Origin of the sequence: Flavobacterium zhairuonense (assembly GCF_004352915.1) — a bacterium.
In the GTDB taxonomy this organism is placed as follows: Bacteria; Bacteroidota; Bacteroidia; order Flavobacteriales; family Flavobacteriaceae; genus Flavobacterium; species Flavobacterium zhairuonense.
This window is the reverse complement of sequence record NZ_SJSY01000024.1, coordinates 1-370: the sequence shown is the minus strand read 5'-3', so window position 1 is coordinate 370 and position 370 is coordinate 1. Positions and strand designations below refer to the sequence as shown.

Sequence of the window (370 nt, the reverse complement as noted above, 5' to 3'; positions counted from 1 at the left end):
GACAGCAAACAATACAGTTTACAGCACAACGCAAAGCGGAATGAGAATCAGCAACAACGGCTGTACAGCAGATCAGGTACTGAACCTGACTGTTACTCCAAAACCTGCAGATGTGGTGACGAACGCAACAATCTGTTCAGGAGAGACTTATACATGGACAGCAAACAATACAGTTTACAGCACAACGCAAAATGGAACAAGAATCAGCAACAACGGCTGTACAGCAGACCAAGTACTGAACCTGACGGTAACGCCCAAGCCTGCAGATGTTGTAACGAATGCGACAATCTGTTCAGGAGATGCTTATACATGGACAGCAAACAATACAGTTTACAGCACAACGCAAAGCGGAATGAGAATCAGCAACAAC

At 45.1% G+C, this 370-nt stretch carries 1 protein-coding gene; it reads left to right on the top strand.

Going from position 1 to position 370, the window contains the following annotated elements; all coding sequences use genetic code 11:
• The coding region (locus EYY60_RS22155; protein ID WP_162847814.1) for a hypothetical protein at positions 1-370 on the top strand (370 nt) is incomplete at both ends.